11 protein-coding genes and 1 pseudogene are annotated in these 14109 nt (G+C 22.8%); 4 read left to right on the plus strand and 8 right to left on the minus strand.

All coding sequences use genetic code 4. The features are described from left to right. Nucleotides 1-262: 262 nt before the first annotated feature. The 3 genes from AACL11_RS07935 to AACL11_RS07945 all read right to left on the minus strand — a co-directional run bounded on the left by AACL11_RS07935 (nt 263) and on the right by AACL11_RS07945 (nt 3553). Nucleotides 263-1285, minus strand: coding sequence for a hypothetical protein (locus AACL11_RS07935; protein WP_338987301.1), 1023 nt, complete (start codon nt 1283-1285; stop codon nt 263-265). Between the two features lie 283 nt (nt 1286-1568). Next, a protein-coding gene (locus AACL11_RS07940) for an IS5 family transposase (protein WP_281747819.1) occupies nt 1569-2358 on the minus strand; the annotation gives its coding sequence in 2 pieces (ribosomal slippage) (nt 1569-2096 and nt 2098-2358; 789 coding nt in all). A gap of 37 nt (nt 2359-2395) precedes the next feature. Continuing rightward, nucleotides 2396-3553: a hypothetical protein gene (locus AACL11_RS07945; RefSeq protein ID WP_338987303.1), complete on the minus strand. Its 1158-nt coding sequence runs from the start codon at nt 3551-3553 to the stop codon at nt 2396-2398. Between the two features lie 103 nt (nt 3554-3656). Here AACL11_RS07945 and AACL11_RS07950 point away from each other — a divergent pair, with 103 nt between their 5' ends. Both AACL11_RS07950 and AACL11_RS07955 read left to right on the plus strand, forming a co-directional pair. Continuing rightward, nucleotides 3657-4523, plus strand: a complete 867-nt coding sequence (locus AACL11_RS07950) for a hypothetical protein (RefSeq protein ID WP_338987305.1) — start codon at nt 3657-3659, stop codon at nt 4521-4523. A gap of 38 nt (nt 4524-4561) precedes the next feature. After that, nucleotides 4562-5575, plus strand: a complete 1014-nt coding sequence (locus AACL11_RS07955) for an IS3 family transposase (protein ID WP_338987307.1) — start codon at nt 4562-4564, stop codon at nt 5573-5575. Nucleotides 5576-5923: 348 nt separating this feature from the next. Here AACL11_RS07955 and AACL11_RS07960 read toward each other — a convergent pair whose 3' ends face one another. After that, on the minus strand, nt 5924-6349 hold the full coding sequence (locus AACL11_RS07960; RefSeq protein ID WP_338987308.1) for a hypothetical protein: 426 nt from the start codon (nt 6347-6349) through the stop codon (nt 5924-5926). A gap of 892 nt (nt 6350-7241) precedes the next feature. On the opposite strand from AACL11_RS07960, the gene alaS reads away from it, so the two are divergent. Further along, nucleotides 7242-9965, plus strand: coding sequence for an alanine--tRNA ligase (gene alaS / locus AACL11_RS07965; RefSeq protein WP_338987310.1), 2724 nt, complete (start codon nt 7242-7244; stop codon nt 9963-9965). A 138-nt stretch (nt 9966-10103) separates the two neighbouring features. Continuing rightward, a complete protein-coding gene (locus AACL11_RS07970; RefSeq protein ID WP_338986622.1) occupies nt 10104-11117 on the plus strand; it encodes an IS3 family transposase in 1014 nt (337 codons plus the stop codon). A 122-nt stretch (nt 11118-11239) separates the two neighbouring features. Here AACL11_RS07970 and AACL11_RS07975 read toward each other — a convergent pair. From AACL11_RS07975 to rnpM, 4 genes and pseudogenes are all read right to left on the minus strand, one after another. Beyond that, nucleotides 11240-11407, minus strand: a pseudogene (locus AACL11_RS07975) (agmatine deiminase); the annotation flags it as partial. Between the two features lie 191 nt (nt 11408-11598). Further along, nucleotides 11599-11958 carry a 30S ribosome-binding factor RbfA gene (rbfA, locus tag AACL11_RS07980; RefSeq protein WP_252320089.1) on the minus strand — a complete coding sequence of 120 codons (360 nt, stop codon included), beginning with the start codon at nt 11956-11958 and terminating at the stop codon, nt 11599-11601. Between the two features lies 1 nt (nt 11959). After that, nucleotides 11960-13789 carry a translation initiation factor IF-2 gene (gene infB, locus AACL11_RS07985; protein ID WP_338987314.1) on the minus strand — a complete coding sequence of 610 codons (1830 nt, stop codon included), beginning with the start codon at nt 13787-13789 and terminating at the stop codon, nt 11960-11962. Nucleotides 13790-13816: 27 nt separating this feature from the next. Next, nucleotides 13817-14107, minus strand: coding sequence for an RNase P modulator RnpM (gene rnpM, locus AACL11_RS07990; RefSeq protein WP_338957115.1), 291 nt, complete (start codon nt 14105-14107; stop codon nt 13817-13819). Between the last annotated feature and the right edge of the window lie 2 nt (nt 14108-14109).

The raw sequence follows: 14109 nt of genomic DNA on the forward strand, positions 1-14109 counted from the left end.
AATTGTTCATTTGCCTTTTTTAATTGTTGTTCAAGTTCTTCTCTTTTTACTTTACATTCTTTAAATTGATTTTCTAATTCTTTTCTAATGTTTTTGCAATTATCTAGTTGTTGTTCAAGTTCTTGTTTTGTTTTTAATTCTTGTTCTAGTTTTTTTTGATAAATTGTTATACTATCGTTTTTTTCTTTTTTTAGATTTTCTAGTTGTTGTTCAAGTTCTTGTTTTGTTTTTAATTCTTGTGCTAGTTTTTCTTCAAGTTCTTTTAATTGTGAGATGATTTTTTTTCTTTGTTGTTATTATTAATAATTTGATTTTTTTCATCAGTAAGTTTTTCAATTTCTTCAATTAAGTTTTTAATTTTATTTTTTATTTTTTCATTATTTGGATCTTGATTTAGTTCTTTTTCTAATAGACAAATTTGATGATTATTATTAAGCATTTTGTTATTAATATCTTCAATTTTTGATATTTTTTCTTTAATTTCTTTAGGAATAATGTTATTTTTATCTTTTTTTAGATTTTCAATTATTTTATCTATGTTATTAATTTGATTAGAAATTTCATTTTCTTTTATCTTTTTTTGTCATTGATAGATTTCATCGATTTTTATCATTTTATCATTTTCATTTGTAACTAATTGTGCTAGTTTTTCTTTTATTTCTTTGCAACAATTGTTTTTTTCTTGATTACAATTCTTAGTGCTTTTTAATAGATTGATTCTTTCTTGAGTTTTTAATATTTCATTATTTTTAGCATTTATTAAATTTTGATAAAATTCAATTCCTTTATTTTCTTTATCACAATTATTTTTATTATTTTTAAGGTCTTCAATTTTCTTTTGATATTCATTAATAGTATTTTCGGTTTCTTCTAATAATTTTAGTAGTTGTTTTATTTCTAATTGTATTGTTTTATCAAATTCTTGTTCTTGTTTATTATTATTTTTTTGATTAATTTTTTCTATCATTTCATAGTTAATTTTGATTGAATCTTTTATATCATTTAATTGTTTTAATAGGTTTTGACAATTAATTAGACGTATTCTATTTTTTTCTTCTTCAATTAACTTATTTATTTGATGTTTAACATTTTGAACTTGTTTTTCAATAGCTTCTTTTTCTTCAATATGATAATCAATGTTTTCTATTGTATCTGGATTATTTTTTATTTCTTCAATTTCTATTTCTTTGATTGTTAGTTTTTTTTCAAGTTCTTTTAATTGTCTTTTAAGTAATTCTATTTTTTCATTACTTAGTTTTTCATTTTCATTAGTTAATTCTTTCATATTAGTTTTTTCTCCTTTATGAAAAATAAGTTGATAAAACACAAGATTAAACTAAATATTTAATTAATTCTAATAGTAAATAAAATCTCATAGTTATTAGTTTTTCTTGTGTTTTATCTTTAGTTTTTTGTGTTATATTTTTGATAAATTTTCTTATACTAATCTTTAAAAATCTTATTTTAAATATTTTTATTTCTGTGTTAATTGTTGTTCTAATTCTTTTTTTCTATTTGTTTTTTGTTCTAGTTTTTTTTCAATTTCTTTTAATTGTGTAAGAACCTGTTTAGAATCTTTTTAATAAAATTGAAATAAAGGAAAGAACAACCATTTGTAAACTAGTATTTAGTTTTCTTTCACAATTTTTTCATAATCTTCTGCATTTTTCTAATCATGCAAAGCTTCGTTCTACAACTCATCTTTTTGGTAGTACTACAAAAGAATGTAATTCATTACGTTTTACAACTTCAACATTTGCATTTATGATTGTTTTGATTGCAGAAGCAAATTTTTCACCAGTATAGCCAGCATCTACTATTATTTTTTGAACTGTAGAAAGATTTTCTTTTTCACTTTTAATCATTATGATAGCACTATTACGATCTGTTTTTTCTGCTGTAGTTATGTAAATTGCATGTGGTAAACCTTGCGTATCAACTGCAATATGACGTTTTATTCCTGAAATCTTTTTACCAGCATCATAACCTTTATTTTCAGTAGTATCTGTATTTTTAACACTTTGCGAATCAATTATACAAAAACTAGTTTTTTCTTTTCGATGATTCTTAATACGAATCTTTTTAACTAATTTTTTTTAAAATTAATTGCAATACACTAGGTTCTTTATCATTGTTTTTACTTCAAATTTGGAAATAATAATATACAGTTTGTCATTTTGGAAAATTTTTTGGTAACATTCTTCATTGACAACCACTTTTTAATACATATAAAACTGCACAAAACACTTCATATAAATCTAAATTTCTTGGTTTTGTTTTCTTTTTGCTGTTTTCTAAAGTTGATTTTATGTTCTCAAATTGTTCTTTAGTAACATGACTTGGATAATTTTTATGCATATATACCTCTTATTTTAAAATATATAGTAATTTTACATTATTTTCTAAAAGATTCTAAACAGGTTCTAATAATTTTTTCGTTTTCATTGTTTTTATTAATAATTGTATTTTTGTCATCAGCAAGTTTATCATTTATTTCTATTAGATTTTTAATAAAATCTTTTATACTTTCATTATTTGGATCTTGATTTAGTTCTTTTTCTAATAGACAAATTTGGTGATTATTATCAAGAATTTCATTATTTATATTTTCAATTTTTGATATTTTTTCTTTAATTTCTTCAGGAATAATATTTTCTTTTTGTTTTTTTAGTTCATCAATTGTTTTTGCTAGTTCATCAATTTCTTTTCAAATTTCTTTTTCATTTTCATTTTTTTGTCATTGATAAATTTGATCAATTTTTTTCATTTTTTCATCTTCTATATCAACCAATTGTGCTAGTTTTTCTTTAATTTCTTTGCAACAATTAATGTCATTTTCATTATTATTACAATTTTTAGTATTTTTTAATAGATTAATTCTTTCGTGAATTTTTAATATTTCATTATTTTTATCATTTATTAAATTTTGATAAAATTCAATTCCTTTATTTTCTTTATCACAATTATTTTTATTATTTTTAAGGTTTTCAATTTTCTTTTGGTATTCATTAATAGTATTTTCATTTTCCACTAATATTTGTAATAATTGTTTAATTTCTTGTTGTATTGTTTCATCAAACTCTTGTTTTGATTTATCATTATTATTTTTTTGATTAAGTTTTTCTATCATTTCATAATTATTTTTTATTGAATCTTTTATATCATTTAATTGTTTTAATAGATCTTGACAATTGATTAAATGAACTCTATTTTTTTCTTCTTCAATTAATTTATTTATTTGATCTTTAATATTTTGTATTTGTTTTTCAATTGCTTCTTTTTCTTCAATATGATCTTCAATATTTTCTATTGTGTCTGAATTAGTTTTTATTTCTTCAATTTCTAGTTCTTTTTTTGATAATTTTTTTTCTAATTCTTCTCTCTTTTTAATATTTTTTAGTTCTTCATCACTTTTTTTACCATTAATCTGTTCTTTTAGTTGTTCGATTTCTTTGTTAGCTTCTTCTAACTTATTTTTTAGTTCTTGTATTTTTTCAATTTCGTTTAATAATGCTTGAATTTCTTTATTGGCTTCATTCAACTTAGTTTGCATTTCTTCTTTTGCTTTGTTAGTTTCTTCTATTTTATTTTTTAGTTCTTGTATTTTTTCATTATCGTTAGTGTTTTCAATTTCTTCTTTTAGTTGTTCAATTTCTTTGTTAGCTTCTTCTAACTTAGATTCTATTTCTTCTTTTGCTTTGTTAGTTTCTTCTAGTTTATTTTCAAGTTCTTGTATTTTTTCATTATCGTTAGTGTTTTTGCTTTCTTCTTTTAGTTGTTCGATTTCTTTGTTAGCTTCTTCTAACTTAGATTCTATTTCATTTAATTTATCTTCAATTGCTTTTTTTTCTAGTTCTGTATTTTCTAGTTTATTTTCAAGTTCTTGTATTTTTTCATTATCATTAGTGTTGTTGCTTTCTTCTTTTAGTTGTTCGATTTCTTTGTTAGCTTCTTCTAACTTAGATTCTATTTCTTCTTTTGCTTTGTTAGTTTCTTCTAGTTTATTTTCAAGTTCTTGTATTTTTTCATTATCGTTAGTGTTTTTGCTTTCTTCTTTTAGTTGTTCGATTTCTTTGTTAGCTTCTTCTAACTTAGATTCTATTTCATTTAATTTATCTTCAATTGCTTTTTTTTCTAGTTCTGTATTTTCTAGTTTATTTTTTAGTTCTTGTATTTTTTCATTATCGTTAGTGTTTTTGCTTTCTTCTTTTAGTTGTTCAATTTCTTTGTTAGCTTCTTCTAACTTAGATTCTATTTCTTCTTTTGCTTTGTTAGTTTCTTCTAATTTAATTTCTATTTCTTTTTTTGCAACTTCTGTGTCTGCTAGTTTTTTTTCTAATTCTTCTAGTTTATTTTTTAGTTCTTGTAGTTTATCATTATCGGTAGTGTTTTCAATTTCTTCTTTTAGTTGTTCGATTTCTTTATTGGCTTCTTCTAACTTAGATTCTATTTCTTCTTTTGCTTTGTTAGTTTCTTCTAATTTGGAGGGCCACTTAGCCCTTTTTACTAGACCATTAATTTAAAAAATCTGAATGTATTCTAAAAACAATTGTGTTATATAATGAACACTAATTTTGACCTGAAAGGATTTTTATTAATGGATAAAATTAAACAAATAGCATTAATAATTAACAAATTAAATATCAAAGAAAAAATTAAAATTATCGATGATTGCAAAAATCAATATTCAATTAGAAACTTATGTCAATATCTTCAATTAAACAGATCAACATATTACTTTTTAAAAAATAAACAAAAACTTATTAAAAAAGAAAAAAATCATATTATTAATTGCAATCATAAATATCAAGAATTATGCCAACTTTTAATCGAATTTCATTCTACAAGAAAAGGTAGAATTTATCGATATTTAAGAATTTTTTCAGCTTTTAAAGAGTGATTAAAACAAGAGAAAAATATCATTTTAAATATAGAATTATCAACAAAACAAATGCGAAAAATTATGAAAAAACACAATATTCAAGGATTAAAACAAACTAAAAATAACTATCCTAAAAACAAAAAAAATCCAAATAAGTGAATACCTACAATGGATAAAGTAAACAAAGATTACAAAAGTACAACCGCTTCAAATCAAATTTGATCAATGGATACTAAACAAATAAACACCAAAGAAGGTTGACTATATCTTTTTGTAATTATTGATTTTTATTCAAATAATGTTGTTAGTTATAATACATTTTCAAATAAATCATATCAAGATTTAATTCTTCCTGCACTTGAAAAAATAAACAACCAATTTTCTTGAAATCAAATAAAAAACGTTATTTTACATTCAGATAACGCCAACGAATTTTATTGTCAAGAAATTACAAAATGAGCAAAAAACAAACAAATAATTTTAAGCAAAAAACAACCATATGATATTGGCGGTAATGTCATATCTGAAAATTGATTTTCACATTTATCTCAAGAATGATTGCCTAAAGACTCAAATCAATATTTAACAATCAATGAAGCTATTAATGATGTAAATCAATATGTTATGTTTTATAATTATGAAAGAATACATTCTAAATTTTTAAAACCACCAATATTACAAATAAAAATTTAGAAATATCTATCAAAATATGGTCCAGTAATTAGGGCTAACCACCTAGTTTATCATTATCGGTAGTGTTTTCAATTTCTTCTAATAGTTTTTGGATCTCTTTACTAGCTTCATTCAATTTAGTTTGCATTTCTTCTTTTGCATTTTGAGTTTTTTCTAGTTTATTTTTTAGTTCTTGTATTTTTTCATTATCGTTAGTGTTTTTGTTTTCTTCTTTTAGTTGTTCAATTTCTTTGTTAGCTTCTTCTAATTTAATTTGTGTTTCATTTAATTTAGATTGAATTTCTTCTTTTTCTTTATTGGTTTCTTCTAATTTAATTTCTATTTCTTTTTTTTCAAGTTCTGTCTCTGCTAGTTTTTTTCTAATTGTTCTATTTTTTCAATATTTTTTAATTCATCTTCGGTTTTATTTTCTTTTAGTTGTTCGATTTCTTTATTGGCTTCTTCTAACTTAGATTCTATTTCATTTAATTTATCTTCAATTGCTTTTTTTTCTAGTTCTGTATTTTCTAGTTTATTTTTTAGTTCTTGTAGTTGTTCACTATCTTTACTGTTTTCAATTTCTTCTAATAGTTGTTCGATTTCTTTGTTAGCTTCTTCTAATTTAATTTGTGTTTCATTTAATTTAGATTGAATTTCTTCTTTTTCTTGTTTAATTTTTTCTAATTCTGTGTCAACATTTTCTTCTTCTTTTTCTTCTTCTTTTTCTTCCTCTTCAGTTTCTTCAAATTCATTTATTGTATTATCTATTTCATTATTATTTAGTTTACTTGACATAAAATTTGTCTCCTTTTTATTTATTAATTTGATTTATTTTTGGACTCCTTTTATAGTAATATGTTAATAAAACACAAATTTAGAGTAGAAATTAAATTATTTTTTTGTTTTTTGAAATAATAAATAAATTCAGTTGTTTAAAATTTCATTTTTAAAAAATGAATAGTAATTTAATAGTTATTGTTCTTACAAAGATTAATTTTAATAAATTAATAAAATTTTTAATGCTAGATTTAATTGTAAAATTTCAATTAATTATCATTTTTATTTTTTATATTCAAGATTTACTTAAAATATTTTTTTGTTCAAAATTATAGATTTAAAAATATAAAAAATGCATTAATATATTAAATTAGTTACTATATTAAATAGTAAATAATATTGAATTAAATGAATTAATTTTATATAATTTAATAATAAATTTTATTTTTTAAAAATTACTCTAAGCAAATCTTAACTAAAGTTTATATCTGAAAAAATGAATATACAATAAAAAAAATACCAGTTAAATTATATTTTTGATTAAATAGAAAAAATCTTTCTTGTAATTTTTATTCTATAAAGTTAATAATTAATATTTTTTTTCTTTTTAATTTATAAAAATATTTCATAATTTTATCTTTTTGCTTGTAATAACTAATATTTATGGTTAATATTAAAATTGAAATTAATATTTATATTAATCTAAATTAGATAAGTATAATTAATAATAATTAGTTTTTAGCGAGAGTGAATAGTGTAAGCACTTAACCATTATTAATTAGAAGCTCCTAATTTAACAATTTTAATCATTAATTAAGTGCATTTACTTTGTAAGTGAATTAGGATGGTACCGCGTTAAAAAACGTTCCTATTTTGATAGGAATTTTTATTATTTTGAGGAGAAATTATTATGTCAATAAAATGAACAACAGATAAAGTTAGAACAACTTGATTAAATTTTTTTAAAAGTTATGATCATCACATTTTAGAAAGTGCATCACTTGTTCCAAATGATGATCCTTCACTATTGTGGATTAATTCTGGAGTTGCTACATTAAAACCATATTTTGATGGACGACAAACCCCAATTGCTAAAAGATTAGCAAATTCACAAAAAGCAATTAGAACTAATGATATTGAAAATATTGGTATTACAGCAAGACATCAAACTTTTTTTGAAATGTTAGGTAATTTTTCAATTGGTGATTATTTTAAAAAAGAAGCTATTGTTTGAGGATGAGAATTTTTAACTAGTAAAAAGTGATTAAATTTAGATGCTAATTTATTATATGTAACAGTTTTTAATGAAGATGAAGAAACATATAATTTATGATTAAATATTATTAAATTACCAAAAGAACGTATTATTAAAGGTACAAGATCTACTAACTTTTGAGATATGGGTCAAGGTCCTTGTGGTCCTAATACTGAAATTTATTATGATCGTGGTATTAAATATGATCCTAAAAATATTGGTATTAAATTATTAAAAGATGATATTGAAAATGATCGTTATATTGAAATTTGAAATATTGTTTTTTCACAATTTAATAATGATGGCAAAAATAATTATACTGATTTACCAAGAAAAAATATTGATACTGGTGCAGGATTAGAAAGACTAGTAGCAATTTTACAAGATGTGCCAACTAACTTTGATACTGATTTATTTCAAAATATTATTCATGAATGTGAAAAATTGACAAATTTTCGTTATGATATTAATAATTATTTTACACAAGAGATTAAGCAAAAAACTATTAATACTGCATTTAAAATTATTGCTGATCATATTCGTTGCTTAGTTTTTGCAATTAGTGATGGTGTTTTTCCTAGTAATAAAGATCGTGGTTATGTATTACGAAGATTGATTAGAAGAGCTGTTGTATATGGACAAAAACTTAATATTAATGAACCATTTTTGTTTAAGTTAGTTTCAATTATTATCAAAGTTATGGGTCAACATTATCAAGAATTACATAAAAAAGTCGATTTAGTAACTAATATTATTAAAAGCGAAGAATTAAAATTTTGAACAACATTGATAACAGGAAAACAATTATTATTACAAGTTATTAAAGATAATAAAAAAGTAGATGCAACTGCGGCTTTTAAATTATTTGATACCTATGGTTATCCTATTGAATTAACATTAGAGATTGCAAATGAAGAAAATACGACTGTTGATTTAAAAGGTTTTCAAAAGTTATTGGATAACAGTAAAGATAATACAAGAAAAGTAAGAATTAATCATCAAGCATTAACAATTCAATCTTCATTACTAACTAATTTAAAAGTTCCTTCAACCTTTGTTGGTTATGATAAAGAACAAATAAATACAAATATTGTTTTTATGTTTAAATCAGAGCATGAGGTAAAATTTTTAAAAAATGAAAAAGGTTATTTAATTTTAAATGAAACACCTTTTTATGCAGAAAAGGGGGGGCAAGCATCTGATGATGGTATTATCAAAGGAGAAAATGGAACGGCCTCTGTTATTGATGTACAACAAGGACCACAAAAACAGCATATTCATCAAGTAGAAGTAAAAGGTGAATTAACACAAACAGAAATTGTTGAAGCACAAATTAATAGTTCACATCGTTTTTATACAAGAAAAAATCATTCAGGAACTCATTTATTACATGCTGCTTTAAAAAAATTATTAGGTTTACATGTTATGCAATCTGGAAGTTTTAATAATTATCAATATTTACGATTAGATTTTAGTCATTATGAAATGTTAACTTTAGAACAAATTATAAGTATAGAACAACAAGTAAGTAAATGAATTAAAGGTAAATATCCTTGTGAAATTATTTATTGTACATATGAAGAAGCAATCAAAATTGGAGCTTTAGCTTTTTTTGGTGAAAAATATGAAGAAAAAGTTCGAGTAATTAAGTTTGGTGATTTTTCAATTGAACTTTGTGGGGGTACTCATTGTTATAATTCACAAGAAGTAGAACAGTTATTAATAACTAATGTTGAATCAAAAGGATCTGGTTCTTATCGAATTCATGCTTTAACATCATTAAAAACTATTAATGAATACTTAACACAACAAATAATGATGATTAAAGAACAAAGCAATAGTTTATTTATTCAATATCAAAAAAATAAAGATAACCGTATGCAAGAAGAAATTGAAAAAATATATGATGCTATTAATAATTTAAAAGTGGTAGCTGCTGATTGAAGAAAAGGAAAAATGTTATTACTAGAATTACATAGTTTATTTAAAAAATGACAAATTAATTTTGAAGAATTAAATCGTCAGAAGATAGTGAAAAAATATTTAACTTTAGTTCCAAAAAATGAAAATAATTATAAACTATTAATTGCAAATTTTGAAAATTTAGATATTAAAACATTAAGAGAAATAATTGAACATTATCGTAATCAATATCAAAATATTATTATTATTTTTATTAATAAAATTAATAATCAAGAATATTTAGTATTAGTTGCTTCAAGTAAAGAATTGCATAATAATAAACAGTATCAAAGTAATAATATTTTACAAAAAATATTAAAAACATATAATGGTAAGGGTGGCGGTAGCCCAATCTTAGCGCAAGGGAAGATTGATAAGTTTATTACAGAAAAAGAAATTAATAAAATTATATATTAAACTTAATGCTTATATGTATTAATTTATATAAATATTATATGATATACAATAATATATTGGATGGGGCCACTTAGCCCTTTTTACTAGACCATTAATTTAAAAAATCTGAATGTATTCTAAAAACAATTGTGTTATATAATGAACACTAATTTTGACCTGAAAGGATTTTTATTAATGGATAAAATTAAACAAATAGCATTAATAATTAACAAATTAAATATCAAAGAAAAAATTAAAATTATCGATGATTGCAAAAATCAATATTCAATTAGAAACTTATGTCAATATCTTCAATTAAACAGATCAACATATTACTTTTTAAAAAATAAACAAAAACTTATTAAAAAAGAAAAAAATCATATTATTAATTGCAATCATAAATATCAAGAATTATGCCAACTTTTAATCGAATTTCATTCTACAAGAAAAGGTAGAATTTATGGATATTTAAGAATTTTTTCAGCTTTTAAAGAGTGATTAAAACAAGAGAAAAATATCATTTTAAATATAGAATTATCAACAAAACAAATGCGAAAAATTATGAAAAAACACAATATTCAAGGATTAAAACAAACTAAAAATAACTATCCTAAAAACAAAAAAAATCCAAATAAGTGAATACCTACAATGGATAAAGTAAACAAAGATTACAAAAGTACAACCGCTTCAAATCAAATTTGATCAATGGATACTAAACAAATAAACACCAAAGAAGGTTGACTATATCTTTTTGTAATTATTGATTTTTATTCAAATAATGTTGTTAGTTATAATACATTTTCAAATAAATCATATCAAGATTTAATTCTTCCTGCACTTGAAAAAATAAACAACCAATTTTCTTGAAATCAAATAAAAAACGTTATTTTACATTCAGATAACGCCAACGAATTTTATTGTCAAGAAATTACAAAATGAGCAAAAAACAAACAAATAATTTTAAGCAAAAAACAACCATATGATATTGGCGGTAATGTCATATCTGAAAATTGATTTTCACATTTATCTCAAGAATGATTGCCTAAAGACTCAAATCAATATTTAACAATCAATGAAGCTATTAATGATGTAAATCAATATGTTATGTTTTATAATTATGAAAGAATACATTCTAAATTTTTAAAACCACCAATATTACAAATAAAAATTTAGAAATATCTATCAAAATATGGTCCAGTAATTAGGGCTAACCACCATACAGCAATTGCTCATTTTATGATAAAATTTGAAGACAGAATTAATCTGAATTAGTAACTTTGTAAAACAAAGAAACACAGATTATTAAAAAGCCTCTTACTTATTTTTTCTTGTGCTGGTTTAGCGCCTAATCTTCAATTATCAGTTCTTTCTGGTCATACCATTCAACATTGTTGATGTTCTAAAAATTCAGGAATAACATAAAAATCATCACTATTTGGTGTTGAATAAATTTTTTGTGCCATTAATAGTAGCTTTCCTTTCTTACTTAGTAGCTACTGAATAATTCCCTTATTTTATTGATGATTCCTTTTTTATTATACTAATAATTTTATTTTTTTAAATAGTGTTTTATAGTAATTATTTAATAATTACTATAAAAAAATTTTAAATTTAAAAAATTAAAATGAGATTTATAATCTCATTTTAATTCTTTTTATTCATTTGAAGAATTATTATTTTTGATATTTTTTAATATTTCTTCAATGTTTTTAACTCTAGTGTTGGTATTATCATATTTAAAGCGTAATTCTGGAACTTTATATTTATTACTTGTTTTGGCAAGTGCGCTTCGACAAAAACCTTTCGCTTTTTCTAAAGCATTACTAATGGTTTTAATATCTAAATTATCTAAGTAAACTGTTCAATAAATGGTAGCATAACTGTTATCTTTTGTTATTTTTACATTAGTAATAGTGATATCTTTGAAAAGAATATTTTTTGATTCTTTTTTTAATATATTAGTAATTTCTTTTTTTAAGAAACTTTCTTGTTGTTCAAATTTAATGATAGACATCCTATTTTGTCTCCACTTCTTCTACTAAATATGATTCAATAATATCATTTTCTTTTAAGTCATTAAAATTTTTAATAGTAATACCGCATTGAGTTTCTTTTTTAGCAATTTTTAAATCATTTTTTTCATGTTTTAAACCACTGATTTCACCGTTATAAATAACAACATCATCACGAATGATATGAACTTTGCTATTACGTTGAATGAAACCATTAATGACAACACAACCAGCAATTGTTCCTACTTTTGAAAAATGAAAAGTTTTAATAACTCGTGCTTGACCAAGAATTTTATCTTCATAAGTTGGTTCTAATAAACCTTTAGCAGCCAATTCTAATTCTTCAGTTATTTTATAAATGATATTATGTAATCTAATTTCAACACCGGCATTGTTAGCAGCTTCACGAATAACATGATTGGGACGAACATTGAAACCATAAATAATACTTCCTGAAGTTTGAGCAAGTTTAATATCTGATTCACTAATACCACCAATAGTTGCTCTAATAAACTTAACAGTAATATCATTAACATTAATTTTATTTACTGCTTGAACGATTGCTTGCACTGAACCTTGAGTATCTGCTCGTAAAATAACATTAATTTGTTTTAATTCACCTGTAGCAACATCTTGTGTTAAATTACCTAAACTAATTTGTCGATTATTTCTAATTTTATTTGTTTCTTCTGTTTGTCGTACTAGTGCTACTTTTCTTGCTAATTTATCATCATTAAAAACAATAAAAGATTCACCAGGAGTAGGGGCTGTTTCAAATCCTAAAACTTGAACAGGCATTGAAGGTCCAGCTTTAGTAATTATTTTACCAGTATCATTAATAAGGCGTTTAATTTTTCCTTTAACGCTACCCGCAACTACAATATCAGTAACTTTTAGTGTTCCACCTTGTATTAATAAAGTACAAATTGAACCAACATTTTTATCATGATGAGATTCGATAACAGTTCCATTAGCAAAACGATTTGGATTAGCATTTAGTTCTTTTAATTCAGCAATTACTAATATGGCTTCTAATAATTCATCAATTCCTTGATTTTTTAAAGCACTACCATAAACAAAAATAGTATCGCCACCTCATTCTTCACTAGTTAAATCACAATTAGCTAGTTCATTCATAATGCGATCAGTATTAACATTTGGTTTATCCATTTTATTAACAAAAACAATAATTGAAACACCAGCTACTTTTGCATGGTCAATTGCTTCACGAGTTTGTGGCATCACACCATCATCACCAGCAACTACTAGAACAACAATATCAGTAATTTTAGAACCACGTGAACGCATTTCAGTAAATGCTTCATGACCTGGGGTATCAATAAAAGTAATTAATTTATTATTAGTTTTAATTTGATAAGCACCAATATGTTGAGTAATACCACCGTGTTCTTGATTAGTAACTTTAGAATTACGGATAGTATCTAATAGTGTTGTTTTTCCATGATCAACATGGCCCATAATTGTAACAACAGGTGGTCGAGTTACTAAATTTTTTTTATCATCTTCGAGATTAATATTTTCTAATAAGTTTTCATATGTTACCACTTTAGCTTTTTCAAAATCAATATTTCATTCCAAACAAAGTTCAAACATTAATTCTTGAGTTAATATTTGATTTTGATTAAATAGTTTGCCTTGTTTCATGAAGTATTTAATAATGTCAGTTACTGGATGATGCAATGCTTTAGCAAATTCTGAAATAGTTAAAGGTTCGTTATATAAAAATACTCCTTTTTCATTAATTTGAGATGTTTTTTGTTTTAGTTGTTGATTAATATTTTGTGTTTGTTGAGATATTCGTTTTTTTGCCATTTGCATCCCGCCTTTCGCTTGGGAAAATTAATCTCAATTTTTTTTAATTTCATTAATTAGTTGTTCATAAAATTCATTTGGAATTTTTGTTTTTAATGCTCTTTCTAATGCCTTATTTTTAATAAGCAAAGGTATTAATTCAAGTTTAGGTTGGATGTAGGCACCTCGACCATTTTGTTTGCCAGTTTTATCAATGAATAATTGTCCTTCTTTATTAATAACAATTCTAATTAATTCACGTTTAGGTAAAATAGTATTTGTAACTATACATTTACGCATTGGTATTTTTTTACGTTGAATTAAAGGTATTTTATTCATAA

Source organism: Spiroplasma endosymbiont of Dasysyrphus albostriatus, assembly GCF_964019495.1.
Classification (GTDB): Bacteria; Bacillota_I; Bacilli_A; order Mycoplasmatales; family VBWQ01; genus Spiroplasma_E.